The 21108-nt window shown below is 69.4% G+C and carries 20 protein-coding genes and 1 pseudogene; 15 read left to right on the forward strand and 6 right to left on the reverse strand.

Annotated elements, in window-relative coordinates; all coding sequences use genetic code 11:
• Position 1: 1 nt before the first annotated feature.
• From ACFWP5_RS07895 to ACFWP5_RS07905, 3 genes are all read left to right on the forward strand, one after another.
• Positions 2-1165 carry a GTP-binding protein gene (locus ACFWP5_RS07895; protein WP_384151929.1) on the forward strand — a complete coding sequence of 388 codons (1164 nt, stop codon included), beginning with the start codon at positions 2-4 and terminating at the stop codon, positions 1163-1165.
• Positions 1166-1167: 2 nt separating this feature from the next.
• Positions 1168-1401 carry a 30S ribosomal protein S18 gene (gene rpsR / locus ACFWP5_RS07900; protein ID WP_384151932.1) on the forward strand — a complete coding sequence of 78 codons (234 nt, stop codon included), beginning with the start codon at positions 1168-1170 and terminating at the stop codon, positions 1399-1401.
• A 308-nt stretch (positions 1402-1709) separates the two neighbouring features.
• Positions 1710-1928, forward strand: a complete 219-nt coding sequence (locus ACFWP5_RS07905; RefSeq protein WP_384151999.1) for a DUF397 domain-containing protein — start codon at positions 1710-1712, stop codon at positions 1926-1928.
• Between the two features lie 66 nt (positions 1929-1994).
• Here the strand turns inward: ACFWP5_RS07905 and ACFWP5_RS07910 are convergent, their stop codons facing one another.
• Positions 1995-2486 carry an ATP-binding protein gene (locus tag ACFWP5_RS07910; RefSeq protein WP_384151935.1) on the reverse strand — a complete coding sequence of 164 codons (492 nt, stop codon included), beginning with the start codon at positions 2484-2486 and terminating at the stop codon, positions 1995-1997.
• A 374-nt stretch (positions 2487-2860) separates the two neighbouring features.
• Between ACFWP5_RS07910 and ACFWP5_RS07915 the strand changes: the two genes are divergently transcribed.
• The 6 genes from ACFWP5_RS07915 to ACFWP5_RS07940 all read left to right on the forward strand — a co-directional run bounded on the left by ACFWP5_RS07915 (position 2861) and on the right by ACFWP5_RS07940 (position 8440).
• Positions 2861-3685 carry a helix-turn-helix domain-containing protein gene (locus ACFWP5_RS07915; RefSeq protein ID WP_384152002.1) on the forward strand — a complete coding sequence of 275 codons (825 nt, stop codon included), beginning with the start codon at positions 2861-2863 and terminating at the stop codon, positions 3683-3685.
• Positions 3686-3766: 81 nt separating this feature from the next.
• Positions 3767-5227 carry an aldehyde dehydrogenase family protein gene (locus ACFWP5_RS07920; RefSeq protein WP_384151938.1) on the forward strand — a complete coding sequence of 487 codons (1461 nt, stop codon included), beginning with the start codon at positions 3767-3769 and terminating at the stop codon, positions 5225-5227.
• A 131-nt stretch (positions 5228-5358) separates the two neighbouring features.
• Positions 5359-5907: a DinB family protein gene (locus ACFWP5_RS07925; protein WP_384151941.1), complete on the forward strand. Its 549-nt coding sequence runs from the start codon at positions 5359-5361 to the stop codon at positions 5905-5907.
• A gap of 24 nt (positions 5908-5931) precedes the next feature.
• Positions 5932-6573, forward strand: coding sequence for a PadR family transcriptional regulator (locus tag ACFWP5_RS07930; RefSeq protein ID WP_384151944.1), 642 nt, complete (start codon positions 5932-5934; stop codon positions 6571-6573).
• Between the two features lie 74 nt (positions 6574-6647).
• On the forward strand, positions 6648-7682 hold the full coding sequence (locus ACFWP5_RS07935; protein WP_384151947.1) for an ATP-binding cassette domain-containing protein: 1035 nt from the start codon (positions 6648-6650) through the stop codon (positions 7680-7682).
• Entirely contained in the window at positions 7679-8440 is a 762-nt protein-coding gene (locus ACFWP5_RS07940) for an ABC transporter permease (RefSeq protein ID WP_384151950.1), read from the forward strand. Before ACFWP5_RS07935 ends, ACFWP5_RS07940 begins: the two co-directional genes overlap by 4 nt.
• A gap of 304 nt (positions 8441-8744) precedes the next feature.
• On the opposite strand, the gene ACFWP5_RS07945 is transcribed toward ACFWP5_RS07940, so the two are convergent.
• Positions 8745-10151: a glutamate decarboxylase gene (locus tag ACFWP5_RS07945; RefSeq protein WP_384151953.1), complete on the reverse strand. Its 1407-nt coding sequence runs from the start codon at positions 10149-10151 to the stop codon at positions 8745-8747.
• Positions 10152-10189: 38 nt separating this feature from the next.
• A complete protein-coding gene (locus ACFWP5_RS07950) occupies positions 10190-11473 on the reverse strand; it encodes an ion channel protein (protein ID WP_384151956.1) in 1284 nt (427 codons plus the stop codon).
• A 119-nt stretch (positions 11474-11592) separates the two neighbouring features.
• Between ACFWP5_RS07950 and ACFWP5_RS07955 the strand changes: the two are divergent.
• Positions 11593-12355 (forward strand): annotated as a pseudogene (locus tag ACFWP5_RS07955) (MerR family transcriptional regulator).
• Positions 12356-12377: 22 nt separating this feature from the next.
• Here ACFWP5_RS07955 and ACFWP5_RS07960 read toward each other — a convergent pair.
• On the reverse strand, positions 12378-12743 hold the full coding sequence (locus tag ACFWP5_RS07960) for a YbjQ family protein (RefSeq protein ID WP_363101818.1): 366 nt from the start codon (positions 12741-12743) through the stop codon (positions 12378-12380).
• 144 nt (positions 12744-12887) lie between these two features.
• Between ACFWP5_RS07960 and ACFWP5_RS07965 the strand changes: the two genes are divergently transcribed.
• A complete protein-coding gene (locus tag ACFWP5_RS07965) occupies positions 12888-13838 on the forward strand; it encodes a DedA family protein (protein WP_384152005.1) in 951 nt (316 codons plus the stop codon).
• Positions 13839-13853: 15 nt separating this feature from the next.
• On the opposite strand, the gene ACFWP5_RS07970 is transcribed toward ACFWP5_RS07965, so the two are convergent.
• Together ACFWP5_RS07970 and ACFWP5_RS07975 are read right to left on the reverse strand one after the other, a co-directional pair.
• Complete coding sequence (locus ACFWP5_RS07970) at positions 13854-15509, reverse strand: threonine/serine exporter ThrE family protein (protein ID WP_384151960.1); 1656 nt, start codon at positions 15507-15509, stop codon at positions 13854-13856.
• Between the two features lie 103 nt (positions 15510-15612).
• Complete coding sequence (locus ACFWP5_RS07975) at positions 15613-16104, reverse strand: inorganic diphosphatase (protein ID WP_019070224.1); 492 nt, start codon at positions 16102-16104, stop codon at positions 15613-15615.
• A gap of 79 nt (positions 16105-16183) precedes the next feature.
• Here ACFWP5_RS07975 and dacB point away from each other — a divergent pair, with 79 nt between their 5' ends.
• From dacB to hpt, 4 genes are all read left to right on the forward strand, one after another.
• Positions 16184-17845: a D-alanyl-D-alanine carboxypeptidase/D-alanyl-D-alanine-endopeptidase gene (gene dacB / locus ACFWP5_RS07980; protein WP_384151963.1), complete on the forward strand. Its 1662-nt coding sequence runs from the start codon at positions 16184-16186 to the stop codon at positions 17843-17845.
• Positions 17846-18057: 212 nt separating this feature from the next.
• Complete coding sequence (locus ACFWP5_RS07985) at positions 18058-19182, forward strand: zinc-dependent metalloprotease (protein WP_384151966.1); 1125 nt, start codon at positions 18058-18060, stop codon at positions 19180-19182.
• 193 nt (positions 19183-19375) lie between these two features.
• Positions 19376-20416, forward strand: coding sequence for a tRNA lysidine(34) synthetase TilS (tilS, locus tag ACFWP5_RS07990; RefSeq protein ID WP_384151969.1), 1041 nt, complete (start codon positions 19376-19378; stop codon positions 20414-20416).
• Positions 20417-20481: 65 nt separating this feature from the next.
• Positions 20482-21042: a hypoxanthine phosphoribosyltransferase gene (hpt, locus tag ACFWP5_RS07995; RefSeq protein WP_033286141.1), complete on the forward strand. Its 561-nt coding sequence runs from the start codon at positions 20482-20484 to the stop codon at positions 21040-21042.
• Positions 21043-21108 lie beyond the last annotated feature (66 nt).

Genomic DNA, 21108 nt, shown 5'->3' on the forward strand with positions numbered 1-21108 from the left:
GGTGCCCGACCTCTCCGTCGCGATCGTCGCCGGCCTGCACGCCGACGCCCGCAGAGCGACCGTCGCCCGCCTCCTGTCCGACGTCCCCGGCAGCGTCGTACTCCACCACGACCTCGCTACGGCCGCTGCCGGCACGGTCGTTCGCACGATCAGGGACGCCGACGGCATCCTCTCCGCCGGTGAGACCCCCCTCGTCGACGACTGCGCGTGCTGCGCGCTGCGGGAGGACCTGGTCCCGGAACTGCGCCGGCTCGCCGCGGCCGGTCAAGTCCGGCTCGCCGTCGTCGAGTTGTGGGACTCCGTTGAACCCAAGGCGATGGCCGAGGTGATCACGTCCGGCGGCCTCACGGTCACCGGCGTCATCACGGCCGTGGACCCGGCCCTGCTCCTGCCGTACCTCGGCAACGGCGACGACCTCGCCGCGACCGGCCTCGCGGCGGCGGCCACGGACCGGCGGACCGTCGCGGACACCTTCGCCCGGCAGTTGGAGTACGCCCCGGTCCTCGCCGTTCTGGATTCGGAGGAGGCCGACGACGAAGACCGCGAGCTGCTGGGCCAGTTGCACCCCATGGCCCGCCAAGTACCGATTGCACAGGGTGACTTGGCTGGCTCCGTCCGGCCCGGGCACGGTGACCTGGCGCGTGCCGCCCTCGCCGGTTTCGACGTGGAAGCCGCTGCCGCCGCCCAGCACCCCGCCTGCGCCCTCCTCCCCGTCGATGCCGACGCGTACGGGGTGACCACCCTCGTCTGGCACCGGTGCAGGCCCTTCCACTCGGAGCGGTTGTACGCGGCGCTGGAGGACCTGACCTGCGCCGCGGCCCGCAGCCGGGGGCGGTTCTGGCTCGCCGACAAGCCCGACTCGTTGCTCCACTGGGACGCGGCCGGCGGTGCCCTGTGCGTGGAGAGCGCTGGCCCGTGGCTTGCCTCATTGCCCGACGCGGCCTGGGAGTTGGTGCCGCCGGTACGCCGGGCCGCCGCCGCGCTCGACTGGCACCCGGAGCACGGCGACTGCTGCCAGCACCTCGTCTTCACGTCCCCCGGCCTCGACCGCGACGGACTCGAACTGCTCCTGGAGTCCTGCCTGTTGACCGACACCGAGTACGCCGCCGGACGCGCCGCCTGGAAACGGCTCCCGTCCGCCTTCGACGCCTTCCTGGAGACCTGACCGTGGCCCGCAAGCCCGAGCGCAGGCCGACCAAGTCCCGCGGTAATCCGCTGGATGCGGCCGGAGTGACGTACATCGACTACAAGGACACCGACCTGCTGCGGAGGTTCGTCTCCGACCGCGGCAGGATCCGCGGCCGCCGGGTCACGGGCGTATCCGCCCAGCAGCAGCGGCAGTTGGCGGCTGCGATCAAGAACGCCCGGGAGATGGCATTGTTGCCGTACTCGACCCGATAGCCGCTCGCCCACGGAACACGAGCGCCCCGGTACGCGTCTTCACTGGTGCATGTCCTGTGAGGAAGTACATGTCCTGCAAAGACCGGGGCAGACGCTGGAACGGCATCGGTAAAGCAGTCGTCAAAGCTGTAACCGGAGGACCACCCCCCGTGCACGTGCATCTGCCCATGCATCTGCACATGAACAGGGCTATGATCCGGAACAGTTGACCACTGCATCAATGGCCACACCAGCCAGTGCACAACCGGGAGCGACCTGTGGACCACCGCGTTGACAGCGTGTACTTGGGGTACGACGTGTACAACGGCATGGCTGCCGAGCAGCTGGACGGAGTGGCCTGGCAGAAGAGCCGGCACAGCAACTCTCAAGGATCCTGCGTGGAGTTCGCGCGGCTGCCCGGCGGAGACGTCGCGGTGCGCAACTCGCGCTTCCCCGACGGTCCGGCGCTCGTCTACACCCGCGCCGAGATCGAGGCGATGCTCCTGGGCATCAAGGACGGCGAGTTCGACCACCTGATAGCGGGGTAGCGGGCCGACCTGCGAAGACGGCGGCAACGCGCGTAGAACCGCGGCCCCAAAAAAGACCGCGGTTCCTCACGCGTTGTGCTGCGCCGCCTCGTCCTGCAGTCGGAACAGCGCCCAGACCACCTTGCCGCTGAGCGTGCCCGCCAGCGGGTGCCAGCCCCAGCCGTCGCTGAACGAGTCGACGAGGAACAGGCCGCGGCCCGACTCCGCCGAGAAGTCCTCCGACTCGCGGGCGACGGGACTGTCGTGACTGGGGTCGCGCACCGCGCACACGAGCCGCTCGGTCCAGCGCATCAGATGCAGCCGCACGGGCGGGTTCTGCTCCGGGACGCGGGGGGTGTTGGCCGGCAGGGCGTGCCGCAGCGCGTTGGTGACCAGTTCGGAGACGACCAGGCAGACGTCGTCGAAGCGGTCGCCTATGTCCCACTGGTCGAGCGTGCGGCGGGTGAACTGCCGTGCCTCGCGCACCGCTTCGTAGCGGGCGGCCAGAGCGCACGACGCGGCGCTGGACACGGCCGAGGGGTCCAGCGGCGGAAGGCCCTGCCGTAACGGCTCGAGCATGGTCGATCCATTCGTCCCCATGCGAGGCACTCCCGGAATTCGCGGTCGTTGCGATGCAGCGGTGGCGCGAGACCATGGTTTCGGATGCGTACAGCAGATGCAAGGGCAGATGCACGTGCAGCTGACCGAATTGGACCCTCCCGTACCGCTTGTTGGCCATTTTTTCCGCCAACTTCACGCCGTTCTCGCCCTCCGGCCTTGCTTCTTCCTGACGTTTTCCTGACGACTTCCTGTGAACCGGCGTCTCTTCTTTCCATTTCTGTAATCGAACGAGTACTGCTCGAAGTGTTTTAGTGGCAGACTGCGGCCCCTGAAGACGGTTGGGGAGGCTGGCGAACGTGAGCGCGGGAGAGCCCGGATCGGTGGTGCGGCGGATGCTGCTCGGCTCGCAACTCAGGCGACTGCGGGAAGCACGCGGGATCACCCGGGAGGCCGCGGGGTACTCGATCCGCGCTTCCGAATCCAAGATCAGTCGCATGGAGCTGGGGCGAGTGAGCTTCAAGACCCGGGACGTAGAGGACCTGTTGACGCTGTACGGCATCACGGACGAGGCGGAGCGCATCTCACTCCTCTCCCTCGCGAAGGAAGCCAACGTAGCGGGCTGGTGGCACAGTTACTCGGACGTCCTGCCCAGTTGGTTCCCCACCTATGTGGGCCTGGAGGGCGCGGCCTCCCTCATCCGCGTCTACGAGGTGCAGTTCGTGCACGGACTGCTGCAGACCGAGGCCTACGCCCGCGCGGTCGTCCGGCGCGGCATGAAGGGTGCGAGCGAGGCCGACGTGGAACGGCGTGTGGCGCTGCGCCTGGAGCGGCAGAAGTACCTGGTGAACGAGAACGCGCCGGACTTCCACATCGTCCTGGACGAGGCCGCCCTGCGCCGCCCGTACGGCGACCGCGAGGTGATGCGCGGTCAGTTGCAGCATCTGATCGAGGTCTCCGAGCACTCCAACGTCCGGCTGCAGGTCATGCCGTTCGGCTTCGGCGGTCACGCCGGCGAGTCCGGCGCCTTCACGATCCTGTCGTTCCCCGAGTCCGACCTCTCGGACGTCGTCTACCTCGAACAGCTCACCAGCGCGCTCTACTTGGACAAGTCCGAGGACGTGGCCCAGTACGAGAAGGCGCTGAAGGAGCTCCAGCAGGACAGCCCGGGCCCGGACGAGAGCCGGGATCTTCTTCGGGGGCTGCTCCAACTCTCTTGAAACACAAGTACGATGACGTGTGATCAGACCGTGATGATCGTGTCTGCTGTTGATCGTGTCTGCTAGCGATTGAGGGATCACATGTCGTCCTACTTCACCGACCTGGCTCAGCAGTACATCGACGGTGAGTGGCGCCCGGGCACCGGCTCCTGGGACATCATCGACTTCAACCCGTACGACGGCGAGAAGCTCGCGTCGATCACCATAGCCACGGTCGACGAGGTCGACGAGGCGTACCAGGCGGCCGCCCGCGCCCAGAAGACGTGGGGCGCGACCAACCCCTACGCCCGCCGTGCCGTGTTCGAGAAGGCCCTGCGGCTCATCGAGGACCGCGAGCAGGAGATAGCCGAGGTGATCATCGCCGAACTCGGCGGCACGCACCTGAAGGCCGGCTTCGAACTGCACCTCGCCAAGGAGTTCCTGCGCGAGGCGATCCACCTGGCGCTGCGCCCCCAGGGCAAGATCATCCCCTCGCCGGTCGACGGCAAGGAGAACCGCGTCTACAGCGTCCCGGTGGGCGTGGTCGGCGTGATCAGCCCCTTCAACTTCCCGTTCCTGCTGTCCCTCAAGTCGGTAGCCCCCGCACTGGCGTTGGGCAACGGAGTGGTCCTCAAGCCGCACCAGAACACCCCGATCGTCGGCGGCTCCCTGGTCGCGAAGATCTTCGAGGACGCGGGCCTGCCGGGCGGCCTCCTCAACGTCGTCATCACGGACATCGCGGAGATCGGCGACGCCTTCATCGAGCACCCGATCCCGAAGGTCATCTCCTTCACCGGCTCCGACAAGGTCGGCCGCCACGTCGCGACCGTCTGCGCCGGGCAGTTCAAGCGCACGGTGCTCGAACTCGGCGGCAACAGCGCGATCGTGGTCCTCGACGACGCCGACATCGACTACGCGGTCGACGCGGCGGTCTTCAGCCGCTACGTCCACCAGGGCCAGGTCTGCATGGCCGCGAACCGGGTGCTGGTCGACCGGTCGATCCGGGACGAGTTCACCGAGAAGTTCGTCGCCAAGGTCAAGTCCCTCAAGGTCGGCGACCCGCGCGACCCGCAGACGGTCATCGGCCCGGTCATCAACTCCTCGCAGGCGGACGCCCTTTCGGGTGTCGTCGAGCAGGCGATCGCGGAAGGTGCGACGGCACTGGTCCACGGCACGACCACCGACAACCTGGTCGCGCCCTCGGTCCTCACCGACCTCCCCGCCGGCTCGGACCTGCTCCGCCAGGAGGTCTTCGGCCCGGTCGCCTTCCTCATCCCGTTCGACGGCGAGGAGGAGGCCGTGAGCATCGTCAACGACACGCCGTACGGCCTGAGCGGCGCCGTCCACACGGCCGACATCGAGCGCGGCGTGAACTTCGCCAAGCAGATCGACACGGGCATGTTCCACGTCAACGACGGCACCGTCCACGACGAGCCGATCGTCCCCTTCGGCGGCGAGAAGGCCTCGGGCCTGGGCCGCCTCAACGGCGACACGATGCTCGACGCGTTCACCAGCCTGAAGTGGATCTCGGTGCAGCACGGCCGGAGCGGGTTCCCGTTCTGATTCCACTTTCCTGAGTACGTCTCCGTGAGCCGGGCCGTTGAGGACAGAACCTGACCTCAATGGCCCGTAGCTTCGTTGATGTCGGGCAGGGGGACAGGCTCCCCTGCCGGCGCCGACGAAAGGCGAAGGCCATGGTCACGCACGTACCCGCAGAGACGCAGGGCGATGAGCGCGGGGCGCTGCTCGCGTTCATCGAGGAGCAGCGGGGTGGTATCCGCAGGGCGCTGCTCGGGCTGACCGAGGAGCAGGCCGCGAGCAAGCCCAGCGCGAGCGAACTCTCCCTCTCCGGGCTGCTCAAGCACGCCGCCGAGGTCGAGCAGAGCTGGATCGCCCGGGCGAAGCAGGAGCCGCCGGCCGTCCAGCGGGACCAGACCAACTGGCACGAGACGTTCCAGCTGGTCGACGGTGAGACCGTCGAGTCGCAGCTCGCGTACTGGGAGAAGGTCGCCGCCGAGACCGAGGCCTACGTCCGCTCGGTGCCGAGTCTCGACGACACCTTCCCGCTCCCGAACGACCCCTGGTTCCCGCCGGAGGGCAGTGTCTCCATGCGCTGGCTCTGCCTGCACCTGATCCGCGAGACCGCCCGGCACGCCGGCCACGCCGACATCATCCGCGAGTCCCTCGACGGCGCCACCGCCTTCGAACTGGTCGCGAAGGAGCGGGGCACGACCTGGGGCTGACCTGCCGGGTCCTACGCTGGCCCCATGTCAGCGATCCGTCTCCTCGTGCTCGGCGCGGTGCGCCAGCACGGGCGGGCCCACGGCTACCAGGTGCGCAACGACCTCGAATACTGGGGCGCGCACGAGTGGTCCAACGCCAAGCCCGGCTCGATCTACCACGCCCTCAAGCAGCTGGCCAAGCAGGGCCTGCTGCACGCCCATGAGGTCGCGCCGTCCACTGTCGGGGGCCCGCCGCGCACGGAGTACGAGATCACCGACTGGGGCAACGAGGAGTACTTCCGGCTGCTGCGCGAGGCGCTGACGTCCTACGACCAGCAGATGGACGTCAAGTCCGCCGCCATCGGCTTCGTCGTCGACCTGCCGAGGGCGGAGGCGGTGGCGCTGCTGAAGGAGCGCACCCGGGGCATCGCCCAGTGGCGGGCCTCGGTCACCGAGCACTACATCCCCGAGGACGGCCCCGAACAGCTGGGCCACATCGGCGAGATCATGAACCTCTGGATCCACACGGCCGACGCCGAGGCCGCGTGGACCCAGGGGCTGATCGAGCGCATCGAGGGCGGGGCGTACACCTTCGCGGGGGAGGGCGAACCGTTCGTCGGCATCCTCACTGACGGTGAGGAGAATCCGTACGCGACGGGGGAGCGGCACCCCGGGGACGCCAGCTAATCAAGTTTTACTAACGAGCCTCACGGCGTTACTTTCGAGCGCGTAGTCAAGTTTGACTAGCGAAGGGGTGCTCAGTGGCTGACACGGCGATCACCGTCGAGGACGCACACAAGACATACGGCGACAAGAAGGCCAAGAACTCCAAGGGTGCCAAGGGAGTTGAGGGCATCAAGGGGGTCAAGAAGGCACTGGACGGGCTCGACCTCCATGTCGCGCGCGGCACCGTGCACGGTGTGCTCGGGCCCAACGGTGCGGGCAAGACCACGCTCGTCCGCATCCTGTCCACCCTGCTGCGACCCGACTCCGGCCGCGTCGAGGTCGCCGGGCACGACGTGCTGACCGAGGCCCGCGCGGTCCGCTTCCGTATCGGCCTGCTCGGCCAGCACGCGGCGCTCGACGAGGAGTTGGGCGGCCGGCAGAACCTGGAGATGTTCGGCCGCCTCCACCACCTCGGCGCCCGCCACGCGCGCGTGCGCGCCGACGAACTCCTGGACCGCTTCGACCTCGCCGACACCGGCCGCAAGCCCGTCCGCGCCTACAGCGGAGGCATGCGCCGCCGCCTGGACCTCGCCGCCTCGCTGGTCACCGCACCGGAGATCCTCTTCCTGGACGAGCCGACGACCGGCCTCGATCCGCGTGGCCGCGCCGAGGTGTGGTCGGCGGTCCGCTCCCTGGTCGGCGGCGGTACGACGGTCCTGCTCACCACCCAGTACCTGGAGGAGGCCGACCAGCTCGCCCACCGCATCTCGGTCGTCGACCAGGGCCGGGTCATCGCCGACGGCACCCCGGACGGGCTGAAGTCCCGCACGGGCGGCGACCGTATCGACGTCGTCCTGCGTGACGCGGGTCAACTGGGGGCCGCTGTCGCTCTGTTGCCGTTGCCTGCTGCCGACGTCCGGGTCGACGCCTACCGCCGGCTGCTCAGCGCCCCGGTCGCCGACCGGATGACGGCGCTCTCCGGAGTCGTACGGGCCCTGGAAGAGGCCGGGATCGACGCCGAGGACGTGGCGCTGCGCCGCCCGACCCTGGACGAGGTGTTCCTGCACCTGACGGGACACGGTGACGGTACGGGCGCGGACGACCGTACCAACGTGAAGGAGGCCGTGTGAGTGTCTACGCCCTGACCGATTCCTGGACCATGACCCGGCGCGAACTCGCCCACTGGGCACGGCAGCCCGTGCAGGTCGTGGTGAGTCTGGTCTTTCCGGTGATGCTGCTGCTGATGTTCGGCTATCTGATCGGCGGTGGCCGTGCGGTCGAGGGTGCCTACGTCGACTACCTGGTCCCCGGGATGCTCGCGCTGACCATGGCCTTCGGCCTGGAGGGCACGATGCTCGCCGTCACGCAGGACCTCAACAAGGGTGTGATCGACCGCTTCCGGTCGATGCCGATGGCCGACGGGGCGGTCCTGGTGGGGCGTTCGGCCGCCGACATGCTGCAGTCGGCGATCGGGCTGGTCGTGCTGATCGTCGTCGGACTCGGGCTCGGCTGGCGGCCGCATGCCGGGCCCGGGCAATTCCTGGGCGCTGTGGGGCTGTTGCTTCTTTTCCGGTTCGCCATGCTCTGGGTCGGTATCCATCTGGCGCTGGTGGCGGGGCGGCCCGAGATGGTGCAGGCCGTGCAGATTCTGGTGTGGCCGGTCGGGTTTCTGTCCAACGCGCTGGCTACCCCGGCTGCGATGCCCGACTGGCTGGGCGCGGTCGTTCAGTGGAACCCGATGTCTCAGACCGCGACTGCCGTACGCGAGCTTTTTGGTGGGCCCGGGGGTGAGTCGGGGCACGTCTGGGCCGCTGTGGTCTGGCCGTTGGGCTTGCTGGTTGTGTTCTTTCCGCTGGCGGTACGGCGGTTTCGGGGGCTTGGGGGCTGAGTCGTCGGGTGCGGGTTGTCTGGGGCTGGTCGCGCAGTTCCTCGCGCCCCTGGGTTGTGGGGGTGCGGCTTTGTGTCTGGGTGCGGGTGCGTGGTGGTTCGCCGGGGCGTCGTTGGGGGGCGGCGCCGCGCCGGGGGGTATCCGTCCTCGGATTGGCGCGGAATCGGTCGCTCACCAACTCACCCGTGTTGACGCGCCAACCGCTGCGGGCGGACACCCCCCGACGCGTCACCTTCGCGCCGTACGCGGGTGGCGGGCCGTGTCGCCCGAGCGGTGAGCGGTACGGCCCCTGCGCCCTCGTGGATCAGTGGTGGAAGCCTGTCGCCGCTCCCTTGTCGCGGGTGAACGGGTGGGGCTGGCGGCGCAGCTCGGGGAGGAGGCGGGTCAGGTCGTCCAGGAACAGTTCCGCCAGGTCTGCCGAGAAGCCGTTGCGGCATACGATCCGGAGGACCGAGAGGTCCTCGCGGTTCGCCGGGAAGGTGTACGCCGGGACCAGCCAGCCGTGTTCGCGCAGGCGGCGGGAGACGTCGAACACGTCGTAGTTCTCGACACCGGGGGCGGTGGTGAAGGCGAAGACCGGCAACTCGTCGCCCCGGGTGAGGAGTTTGAAGTCGCCGAGGGCCTCGATGCGTTGCGCCAGGCCTTGGGCTACGTCCCGGGTGGACTGTTGTACGGCGCGGTAGCCCTCGCGGCCCAGGCGTAGGAATGTGTAGTACTGGGCTACTACTTGGGCGCCGGGGCGGGAGAAGTTGAGGGCGAAGGTGGGCATGTCGCCGCCCAAGTAGTTGACCCGGAAGACGAGTTCCTCGGGGAGGGCCTCCTTGTCGCGCCACAGGGCCCAGCCGACGCCCGGGTAGACCAGGCCGTACTTGTGCCCCGAGGTGTTGATCGAGGCCACGCGCGGGAGGCGGAAGTCCCAGACCAGGTCCGGGTCCAGGAAGGGCGCGACCATGGCGCCGGACGCGCCGTCCACGTGGACCGGGATGTCGAGGCCGGTGCGCTCCTGGAGTGCGTCGAGGGCGGCGCAGAGGTCGGCGATCGGCTCGTAGGAACCGTCGAAGGTGGAGCCGAGGATGCCGACGACGCCGATCGTGTTCTCGTCGCACAGCTCGGCTGCGGCCTGCGGGTCGAGGTGGAACCGGTCGCCCTCCATGGGGACTTGGCGTGCCTCGACCTCCCAGAAGTTGCAGAACTTGTCCCAGCAGACCTGGACGTTGACCCCCATCACCAGGTTCGGGCGGGCGGCCGGATAGCGGTCCTTGTTGCGCTGTGTCCAGCGGCGCTTCAGGGCCATCCCGGCGAGCATGCAGGCCTCGCTGGAACCGGTCGTCGAACAGCCCACCGCCGCTGAGGGATCCGGCGCGTTCCACAGGTCGGCGAGCATCGCCACGCAGCGCTTCTCCAGCTCTGCGGTGCGCGGGTACTCGTCCTTGTCGATCATGTTCTTGTCCCGGCACTCCGCCATCAGGACGCCGGCTTCCGGCTCCATCCAGGTGGTGACGAACGTCGCCAGGTTCAGGCGGGAGTTGCCGTCCAGCATCAGCTCGTCGTGCACGAGCTGGGCCGCCGTCATCGGGGGCAACGGCGCGTCCGGGAGCCGGTGCTTGGGCGGGGCCTCGGTCATGCCGCCGACCGGATTGGCCTCCCCGTAGAAGGGGTTCACGGACATGGGGCGCTCGGCGGGCTGGTCGGGACCTTGGTGCAACGGCATGGCGTGCCTCCGATAAGGATCAAAAGAACCAACGGGTACTAGCGAACCGGAGTTCCGTCCGCGCGCAACTGCATCTGCGGCCTCCCGGTCACCAGCAGCCAGGCCGGCAGCGAGCCGATGCACAGCAGGGCGAGGATCGCCGGCGAGGCCACCAGGATCGCGGCCGTGAACAGGCTCACCCACCCCTGCCGGGTGATCGCGAGCAGCATGCCCAGGACACCCGCGGCGATCCCCAGAGCCGGATCCACCGCGGGCACGACCGCGTGGGCGAACAGGCCGAAGGCGACGCCGATGAACACCGAAGGGAAGATCCGCCCGCCCCGGAAGCCGCAGGACGCGGCGACCAGCAGCGCCGCCAGCTTCACCACCGTCATCGTCGCGAACTGCCCCGCCGACCAGCCCTCGGGATCGGCCGCCAGCGCCCCGACCTCGTCCAGGCCCTTGAAGAGCGTCAGATGGCCGCCCAGCGCCGCCAGCAGGCCCAGCACGAGCCCACCGGCCGGAAGCGCCAGCAAGGGGTGCCCGAGCCGGGAGAACGCGCCATGGACGTACGGGAAGAGGTAGACCACGGTCATCCCGAGCAGCTCGGCCAGCGGCGCCAGCACCAGGACCGCCAGCAGATCGCCCCAGCCGGGCCGGTCGAACGCGGGCAGATGCAGGTCGAAGGTCGGATGGGCCACCAGGGTGGTCGTCATGGCGCCCGCCCCGGCCGCCGCGAGCGGCGCGAACACGTTGTCCCACAGGGCGCCCTTGGTCTGCCGCGCGGCCAGCGCCTCGGAGATGAGCAGCGCCGCCGCGACCGGCGTCCCGAACAGCGCGCCGATCGTCGCCGACTCGGCCAGCGCCCCCCACACCCCGCCCGGCACCCGCGGCGCCAGCCTGCGCCCCGCCCACAGCGCGAGACCCACGTTCACGGCGATGATCGGGTTCTCCGGCCCGAGACTCGGCCCGCCCGCGAGCATCAGCGCGGTCGCCAGCACGAGCCCCGGCAGCACCAGGGGCGGCAGCGCCACGGCCTCCAGTCCAGTGGTCGCGGGATCGGGACCGGCGTGCCCGGGCACCTTCCACACCACGAGCCCGACCACGATGCCGGTGGCCGTCAGCATGACGAGCATCCAGAGGACCGAGTACCGGCCGATGCCCAGGGCGTCGGGCAGGTTCTTCCAGAGCACGTGCTGGAGCTGTTCGGCCACCTCGCTCACCGCGATGAAGAGCAGACTCGCGAGCACGCCCACGACCAGAGCGGGGACGATCAACGGCAGCAGGGTGCGCGCCGGGGTCGTAGGGGCGGCGGGTGCCTGTTGCGCGCTGTCCTGGGCCACGGGCTCACCATAAGCGGGCAAAACGGACCGAACATCTTGAAAAAGTGAAGCCTACGGGGCTTGCACCTCACGTGACGTGAGGCCTCAGCGTGGAGCGCGGACACAAGAAGGGAGCGGAAGTGAGCTACTCCGTAGGACAGGTCGCCCGATTCGCCGGGGTCACCGTGCGCACGCTGCACCACTACGACGACATCGGCCTGCTCGCCCCCAGCGAGCGCAGCCACGCGGGCCACCGGCGCTACAACGACGCCGACCTCGACCGGCTGCAACAGATCCTGTTCTACCGGGAACTCGGCTTCCCGCTCGACGAGGTCGCGGCCCTGCTCGACGACCCGGAGACGGACCCGCGCGCGCATCTGCGCCGCCAGCACGACCTGCTGACCGCCCGGATCGAGAAGCTGCAGAAGATGGCCGAGGCCGTGGAGCACGCCATGGAGGCACGCACGATGGGCATCAACCTCACCCCCGAGGAACGCTTCGAGGTCTTCGGTGACAAGGACCCCGAGCAGTACGCCGAAGAGGCCGAACAACGCTGGGGCGGCACCGAGTCCTACGCCGAGTCGCAGCGCCGCGCCGCCCGCTACACCAAGGCCGACTGGAAGCGCCTCCAGGCCGAGGTCGACGCCTGGAGCGAGCGCTACGCCACCCTGGTGACCACCGGCGAACCCCCCCACCGCCGACGCGGCGATGGACCTCGCCGAGGAACACCGCCTGCACATCGACCGCTGGTTCTATCCGTGCTCGTACGAGATGCACGGCTGCCTTGCCGAGATGTACATCTCCGACGAGCGCTTCAAGGCGTTCTACGACGCCATGGCCCCGGGCCTGGCCGAGCACCTCAGGGACGCGATCCTGGCGAACGCGTCCCGGCACGCCTCCTAGGGACCCGGCCCGGGCGTACGCGCTACTCCCGGGCCAGGACCACCGCCGTCCCGTAGGCGCACACCTCGGTGCCCACGTCCGCCGCCTCGGTCACGTCGAAGCGGAACGCCAGGACGCCGTTGGCCCCACGCGCGCGTGCCTGCTCGATGAGCCGCTCCATGGCCTGGTTGCGGGTCTGCACGAGGGTCTTGGTGAGCCCCTTGAGCTCACCGCCGACCATCGACTTCAGACCGGCGCCGATCTGGCTGCCGAGATGCCGTGAGCGCACGGTCAGCCCGAAGACCTCGCCGATCACCTGCTCGACCCGGTACCCGGGGATGTCGTTCGTCGTCACGACCAGTACATCGGCCTGCGGCCCCTGGCCGCCGCCGTATTCGTCGATACCCATGGCTCACAGCTTTGTCCTATGGGGTGCACAGTGCATCCTGGAGTCACCGGTGGAACCTGGGACGGACACATCGCGTTGATAGCTTTGTGCGGCTGTACCTGGACGCTGGCACCTCCCTCCACCCCTCAGGAGCCCGGAACCGTGATGACGCTCGCCCTCGGCCCGAGCTGGCTCGATCCGAACACCATGCTCGACCGGTTCGGTATCTGGGGCCTTCTGCTCGTGGTATTCGCGGAGTCCGGCCTGCTCATCGGGTTCTTCCTGCCGGGTGACTCCCTGCTCTTCACCTGCGGCCTGCTGATCACCGCGGGCACGCTCGACTTCCCGCTGTGGGCGGCCGTCGCGCTGATCTGCGTCGCCGCGATCCTCGGCGACCAGGCGGGCTACCTCTTCGGCAAGAAGGTCGGCCCCTCGCTCTTCAATCGCCCGGACTCACGCCTCTTCAAACAGGAGAACGTGGTCAAGGCGCACGAGTTCTTCGAGAAGTACGGCCCCAAGTCCCTGGTCCTGGCCCGCTTCGTGCCGATCGTGCGCACGTTCACGCCGATCGTCGCCGGCGTCAGCGGCATGAAATACCGCTCGTTCCTCACGTTCAACATCATCGGCGGCGTCCTGTGGGGCGCGGGCGTGACCCTGCTGGGCTCCTGGCTCGGCAACATCGGCTTCGTCAACAAGAACATCGAAGCGATCCTGATCCTGATCGTCCTGATCTCGGTGGTCCCGATCATCATCGAGTTCCTCCGCGCCCGCTCCAAGGCCAAGAAGCACCCCCAGGAGCCCCAGGAGCAGCCCGGCGACCCGGCCGCGACCCAGCCGTTCCCCGTGATCATGGACGACTCGACGACCCAACTCCGCCGCGTGGACGAGCCCCAGCAGCAGCCCCAGCAGCAACCTCAGCAGCAGCCCCAGCAGAACAACGGCTACGACCAGTACTACGCCCAGCCCCAACAGCAGCAGTACCCCGAGCAGACGTACCAGCCGCAGCAGCAACAGCCGTACGGGAACGACCAGTACGGCAACCAGCAGTACCCGCCGTACGACAACCAGGGCCAGGGACAGGGGTATTCACAGAACGGCGGCTATCCCCAGGGCTGAATTCTCGGGCGGAGGTCAGAACCCCCGAGTCCGCTTGGCAGCCCGCCGGGCACCGGCAGAAGCCCCCGGAATCCGCAGGAACAACCGCGAGATCTCCGACCCCAGATTGACCCCGATGGCGATGGCCATGGCGAGAGAAGCCGCCGTGGCCAACGACACCAACCCCCGGTCGACCTCGTTCTGCGCGGTCGCCAACAGCCCGAAATACGTAGCGGAACCAGGCAACAGAGGCCCGATCGCCGCAGTCGTGTAGGGCAACGCCGACGCGAACCGATACCGCGACAGCAACTGCCCGAACAACCCGACCAACCCCGCCGCAACGGCCGTGGACGCAACCGGCGAGATCTTCGCGACGAAGTGCATCGCCCCGTACACAGACCAGGCGACACCCCCGTTGAGGGACACGAGCAGCACAGTTGACCGTTCCTGCTGGAGCAGGACGGCAAAGGTCAGCGACAGCAGCACGGACGCCCCGATCTGCCACAACGGCCGGTCGGAGTTGCCAAGGGCCACGTCCGGATTGAGCTGCGCGCCGAGCTTCACGCCGAAGTACAGGACGATCAGGACGCCGGCCACGATGCCGACGAAGAAGTACATGACTTCGAGGAGCCGCGCCGCCGCGGTGATGTAGAAGCCGGTCAATCCGTCCTGCACGCCCGCCACCAGCGCCCGCCCGGGCAGCAGAGCGAACAACCCACCGGTGATGACCGCGGAGGCCTTCACATCGACGTTGGCGACGGTGAGCGCGACCCCTATCGCGGCCGGCGGCATCGCGGCGACCGTGAACTGGTAGAACTCCGGCAGCCCACGCCCCGCACACAGCCACGCCAGCCGGTCCCCGAGCATCGCCCCGAGCGCGGCGGCGAAGAACACGATGACGTCACCGCCGACGAGCACGGAGGCGGCACCCGCGAGCAGCCCGCTGGCGGAGGTCAGCACCCAGCCGGGATACGGGTGCCGGTTGCGCCGCATCTCCGCGAGCCGCCGGTAGGCGTCCTCCAGGGAGAGCGCCGTCTCCGGATCGCTGAGGTCCTGCACCAGCCGGAACACGGACGCGAGCCGCGTGTAGTCGGTGCCCCGGCGCCGTACGGTCCGGGACGCGGTCACCGGATCGTCCACCAGGGAGGGCTGATACGAGATCGACAGCAGGGTGAAGGTGACGGTCGGCTCGCAGCGGTCGAGGCCGTAGGAGCGGCAGACGGCGAACATCGCCGCCTCGACGTCCTCGGCGCCCTCGCCGCCCGCGAGCAGCAACTCGCCGATGCGGAGCGTCAGATCGAGCACGCGCGGCACGGCGGGGCCGCTGTCGTCCGGCTTCTGCACCGGCTCCGGCGCGGGCCGCTCGGCCACCGGCATCCGCAGCATCGTGCGCATCCGGTCCTGCCAGGGCACGTCCTTGGTGAGGCTGACGACGGGAATCCCGGTCGGCGGCGTGAAGGCGGGCGGCGCCTTGCGCGCGCTGTAGAGGCTGGGCGGACTGAACGCCGACCCCTCGGAGTCCTCGACGGCCGGTGCGGGCGTCACGTCGAGCCCGCTCGGAACGGCGAACTCTGACGTCGTGGACGACTCCCCGTCGGCTGCGGCCACGACCGCCGCCTCGACGCCTGCCGGAGCTGTGAAGGCACTCCTGGCCTCGTCCGACTGCGGTTTGCGGTCCTCGGCTTCCGTCACTCCGTAGCACTCCCTGTACGACACCTCCGGTGATCCTCAGTATGCGCACAGACATGGAAACGGGCCGCACGCGTGTGCGTGCGGCCCGTCAGTCGCAGGGGGCTCAGTGGCCGCCCTGCTCCTTCAGTCGCTTGTACGAGCGCTCGATCTCCGCCTCGGCGTCCGTACGGCCCACCCAGTTGGCACCCTCGACCGACTTGCCGGGCTCCAGGTCCTTGTAGACCTCGAAGAAGTGCTGGATCTCCAGGCGGTCGAACTCCGACACGTGGTGGATGTCACGCAGGTGCTCCACACGCGGGTCGGACGCCGGGACGCACAGCAGCTTGTCGTCGCCGCCGGCCTCGTCGGTCATCCGGAACATGCCGATCGCACGGCACTTGATGAGGCAGCCGGGGAAAGTCGGCTCCTCCAGGATGACCAACGCGTCGAGCGGGTCGCCGTCCTCGCCGAGAGTGTTCTCGACGAAGCCGTAGTCGGCCGGGTAACTGGTCGAGGTGAAGAGTCGACGGTCCAAGCGGATCCGACCGGTCTCGTGGTCCACCTCGTACTTGTTCCGCGAACCCTTCGGGATCTCGATCGTGACGTCGAACTCCACCGGTGGCTCCTCCATGATCAGCACATAGTTCTGGTGGTTAAGTGTCCCTCACGCAGGTGTGTGATCGCGAAAGGGGCTGGTGGTCGTGCCGGAGCTGAGGCCTTGGCGGGCCGCGAGACCGCATGTGACGCGGGTCGCGCGAGCCGTCCGGCCCCGTCTCGAGCGGGCCGCACAGTCCGTGAAACCGCAGGTCACACGGCTCAACCAAGCCGTGAAACCACAGGTCACGCGGCTCACCGAAGCCGTGTCACCGAAGGTCGCCCGGCTCGTCGCATCCGTGTCACCGCAGGTCGCGAAGTTGCCGCGGCCGAACAGGACCTGGCAGTTCACCGCCGTCGCCGCCACCGCCGGAATGGCGCTGGCCGCCGGTGTGGTGACCGCCGCCGGTCCCTGGGACTCCTCGGGTCAGCGTACGGCCGAGCGGGACTACGCAGCCGCACAGGAACGTTCAGGTGGCGTAGATCACGGCCGTAATTCCGATACGTCCGCCAAGGCACCCCGCCCCGCCCCCAGCGCCGCATCCGTCCTCGTCGGCCTCGGCGGCGCCGCCAGCACCGTGAAGTCGGCCCCGACCGGCACGGCCCTCGCGGACGTCCTCACGCCCCTCCTGGGCAACGCGGCGCTCGGCACCCGCCACACGGCCACCGTGGTCGACGTCTCGACCGGCAAGCGTCTCTACGGCGTCGGCGCCGAGGACGCGCTGACCCCGGCCTCCACGACGAAGATCGCCACAGCGGTGGCCGCCCTCTCCGCCCTGGGCGCCGACCACCGCCTCACCACCCGCGCCGCCCTGGAGCCCGACACCAAGGAACTCGTCCTGGTCGGCGGCGGTGACCCCACCCTGACGGCCCACCAGGACGCCGAGGGCTGGGCCAGCCTGCGCACCCTCGCCGACAGCACGGCGGTGGCCCTGAAGAAGCGCGGCATGCGCGAGGTGACGCTCTCCTACGACACGACCCTGTACTCCGGTGCCGAACTCCACTCGATCGGGGTCAACGAGAACCTCGCCCCGGTCAGCGCCCTGTCCGCCGACGAGGGCCGTACCGACGACTCGTCCAGCGGCCCGGTGCTGCGGGTGACGGACCCGGCGGCGGACGCGGCCAAGAAGTTCGCGGGCTTCCTCCAGGAGCAGGGCATCAAGACGACGTCCCCGGGCCCCTCCAAGGCGACCGGCCGCGCCGACACCCTGGCCACGGTCTCCTCGCCGCCGCTCTCCGACCTCGTCGAGCGGATGCTGACCAACAGTGACAACGACATCGCGGAGGCCCTGGCCCGCCAGACCGCCGTAGCGACGGGCAAGCGGGCCGACTTCGACGGCGGCGCCGCGGCGATCGACGCCCAGCTGACGAAGCTCCAACTCCCGGTCAAGGGCGCCGCGTTCAACGACGGCAGCGGCCTCGACCGCGACGACCGCCTCACCGCCGACCTCCTGACCGCCCTCCTGGTCAAGGCCGGCGACCCCACCCACCCCGAACTCCGCCCGGTCCTCACCGGCCTCCCCATCGCCGGTTTCACGGGCACCCTGACGACCCGCTACACGGACGCGACGGGCGCGGCAGGCGTCGTACGCGCCAAGACGGGCACCCTGACGGGCGTCAACACCCTCGCGGGCACGGTCGTGGACAAGGACGGCCAACTCCTGGCCTTCGCCTTCCTGGCCTCCAACACGACAAACGCCCTGGAGGCCCAGGCAGCCCTGGACCACACGGCAACGGCGTTGGCGGCCTGCGGCTGCAGCTGACGACGGCCTGCTTGGCGGACTGCGGCCACCGCTACCGCATGCACCGCTGTGGGCAGGCGTTCCGCAAGGCGATGGGGGTCCCCCCGCTCGAGCGAAGCCGAGAGTGGGGGGGGGTGGGCACAGCCGACAACACCGGGCGCCCTCGCAACAGACGTTCACCTGACCGACCTCGCAGCCTGCCCCAAGCGGCAGCGCTCACGTACGGTTGACGCATGACGAGCATCGGTGGTGCCGAGATGGTCGACTGGAATCTCGCGGTGGCGACCGCGACCCGACTTGTGCGGCCGGGCCCCGAGGTGAGCCGCGACGAGGCCCGGGCCGTCGTCGCGGAGCTGCGCCGGCATGCGAAGGCCTCGGAGCAACACGTCCGGGGTTTCACCCGGATGGGTACGGACGACATCCACGACACCCCGATCCTGGTCGTCGACCGCCCCGGCTGGGTCCGGGCGAACGTCGCCGGGTTCCGGGAGGTCCTCAAGCCGCTGCTCGACAAGATGCAGGAGCGGCGCGGCAACACCCCCGGGGGCGCCGTCTTCGGCGCGGTCGGCGGCAAGGTGACCGGCGTGGAACTGGGCATGCTGCTGTCGTTCCTGTCCTCGCGCGTGCTCGGCCAGTACGAGACGTTCGCCCCGGCGTCCCGTGAGCTTCCGGCGGGGGCGAAAGGCGGCCGGTTGCTGCTGGTCGCGCCGAACATCGTGCACGTGGAGCGCGAACTCGACGTGGAGCCGCACGACTTCCGCCTGTGGGTGTGCCTGCACGAGGAGACGCACCGCACGCAGTTCACGGCCGTGCCCTGGCTGCGTGACCACCTGGAGGGCGAGATCCAGTCGTTCTTGGGGGAGACCGAGGTCGACCCCATGACGGTCCTGGAGCGCATCCGGGAGGCCGCCCAGTCGCTGGCCGGGGGCCGGCCCGAGGGCGAGGAGGACGAGGACGGCGGCCGCTCCCTCGTGGAGATCGTGCAGACGCCCGCCCAGCGGGAGATCCTCGGCCGTCTCACCGCCGTGATGTCCCTCCTGGAGGGACACGCCGACTTCGTGATGGACGGCGTGGGCCCCGAGGTCGTGGCGAGCGTCGCGGAGATCCGCGAGAAGTTCCAGCAGCGTCGCGCGAAGGGCGCCTCGCGACTGGACTCGGCGCTGCGCAAGCTGCTCGGCCTCGACGCCAAGCTGAGGCAGTACCGGGACGGCGAGCGGTTCGTGCGGGCGGTCGTCGACCAGGTCGGCATGGACGGCTTCAACCGCGTGTGGACCTCCCCGAACACGTTGCCGACCAAGACGGAGATCGCCAAACCGGCGGACTGGGTCGCGCGGGTGCATCGCAAGGCCGAGTCGTGAACCGATCGCGGGCGTGGTGAAACGAATCCGGCCGACGGCAGGCGAACGCCCCTGCAATCACCCGTCCGAGGGACCGTGAGCGATGGGTAGGCGTGCGATGCTCGGGGAACGCCCAGGCTCTGTCACCATCTACACACTCTGAGTGACCGAACCTCGGGCCAACCCCCCGAAAACTTCATGAAGGGAACCGGACATGGGTCCCCATCCTGCGGTCGCGGCGATACGCCTGGCGGTCCGCCGCGTCCTCCACGACATCCTCACCGACCACGAGGCCCTGCAGACCACCGGCGCCTCCCGGCACACCTCGCACGAGCGCCCGCCCTCGCCGCTCGTGCTCGTCGCATGCTCCGGCGGCGCCGATTCCATGGCACTCGCCTCCGCCCTCGCCTTCGAAGCCCCCAAGCTGGGCATCCGGGCCGGCGGCATCACCGTCGACCACGGCCTCCAGGCCGGCTCCGACCTGCGCGCCGACGAGGTCGTCGTACGTCTGCGCGAACTGGGCCTGGACCCCGTGGAAGCCACTTCCGTGACCGTGGGCCGCGAGGGCGGCCCCGAGGCAGCCGCCCGGGACGCCCGCTACGCCGCCCTCGACGACTGCGCCGCCCGGCACGGCGCCGCCGCCGTCCTGCTCGGCCACACCCGTGACGACCAAGCCGAAACCGTCCTGCTGGGCCTCGCCCGCGGCTCGGGCATCCGCTCCCTGTCGGGAATGGCCGCGGTCTCGGGGGCCGGCGGCCGTTACCGCCGCCCCTTCCTGCAGCTCGACCGGCAGACCGCCCGCAAGGCCTGCATGGTCCAGTCGCTGCCCGTCTGGGACGACCCGCACAACGCCGACCCCGCGTACACGCGTTCCCGTCTGCGCCACGAAGGCCTGCCGGCCCTGGAGAAGGCGCTCGGCAAAGGGGTCGTGGAAGCGCTCGCCCGCACGGCGCAGCTGTCCCGGGACGACGCCGACGCCCTCGACACCTGGGCAAGCCAGGCCGAGGCCTCCGTACGCGACGCCACGGGCCTCCTGGAGTGCGCCAAGCTCTACGCCCTGCCGCCCGCCGTACGCCGACGCATCCTGCGCCGGGCCGCCATCCAGGCCGGCGCCCCGGCCGGTTCGCTGTTCGCCCGTCACATCGAGGAAGTCGACCGCCTGATCACCGGCTGGCGCGGCCAGGGAACCATCAATCTCCCGGGCAAGGTCGTCGCCCGGCGCCAGGGTGGCAGACTGGTGATTCGGCAAGGCTGAATCGACACCCCCTCCGGACCTCCGGGGGCGGGGCCAGGTAGTAGCCGGTTGGACGACCGAAAGTGATGCGGGTGGACGCGAAAGACATGGGTGACGACCTCCAGTCGGTGCTCATCACCAAGGAAGAGATCGACGCGAAGCTCGTGGAGCTCGCCGCGAAGATCGACGCGGAGTACGCGGGCAAGGATCTGCTGATCGTCGGCGTCCTCAAGGGCGCGGTGATGGTCATGGCGGACCTCGCCCGGGCGCTGTCCACCCCCGTCACCATGGACTGGATGGCCGTGTCGTCGTACGGCGCGGGCACCCAGTCCTCCGGTGTCGTGCGGATCCTCAAGGACCTCGACACCGACATCAAGGGCAAGCACGTCCTCATCGTCGAGGACATCATCGACTCGGGTCTGACCCTGTCCTGGCTGATCTCCAACCTCGGCTCGCGCGAGCCCGACTCGTTGAAGATCTGCACCCTGCTCCGCAAGCCGGAGGCGGCCAAGGTCGCCATCGAGGTGGAGTGGGTCGGCTTCGACATCCCGAACGAGTTCGTCGTCGGCTACGGCCTCGACTACGCGGAGAAGTACCGCAACCTGCCGTTCGTCGGTACGCTCGCGCCGCACGTCTACGGCGGCTAGAGCCACTCGGCCCAAGCCCTGTAAGACGATCGGGAACCCCAGCGGGTTTCGCGCCGTTGGAGCATG

Source organism: Streptomyces sp. NPDC058469, from assembly GCF_042721125.1.
GTDB lineage: Bacteria > Actinomycetota > Actinomycetes > Streptomycetales > Streptomycetaceae > Streptomyces.